Source organism: Aromatoleum toluvorans (genome assembly GCF_012910905.1).
GTDB lineage: Bacteria > Pseudomonadota > Gammaproteobacteria > Burkholderiales > Rhodocyclaceae > Aromatoleum > Aromatoleum toluvorans.
Genome location: NZ_WTVN01000095.1, coordinates 1 through 450 on the forward strand (window position 1 = coordinate 1; position 450 = coordinate 450).

At 64.7% G+C, this 450-nt stretch carries 1 protein-coding gene; it reads left to right on the plus strand.

Annotation, left to right across the window (positions count from 1 at the left end):
• Positions 1-450, plus strand: a 450-nt coding sequence (locus GPA22_RS22455) for a hypothetical protein (RefSeq protein ID WP_169258289.1), incomplete at both ends; no start/stop codon positions are given.

The following is a 450-nucleotide window of genomic DNA, read 5'->3' on the forward strand; positions in this document are numbered from 1 at the left end:
GTCATCATCCGGGCGCCGATCCTCACCAACAACACCGTCAATGTCGATTTCCGCGGCACCGTCCGCGGCGTGCTCGATGCCAACGGCAACCCGATCGGCAAGGGTGTCGTGCTCAATCCCTACGCGGTGTGGAGCACCACCGACAGCTCGACCGGTGCACGGCACTTTGACGGCATCATCGATCCGGCCGGATGGTTCGACGCCGCCGGCAATCCGCTGCCGGGCACCGATCAGAACGGCAAGACGATCGTCGCGCCGACGCCGCAGGCGACCGGTACGGTATTCATCGTCTCGGCGCCGAATGCCGATCACGTCAGCTTCTATCAGAACACGCTGGCGGGCTTCGTCCAGAACCTGGCCGTGACGCCGGCGGGCGGCAGCGCGAGCTTCGCCAACATGCACGCGCGGCCGGAGATCGATCTGATCAATCCGAGCCTCAACATCAACAAC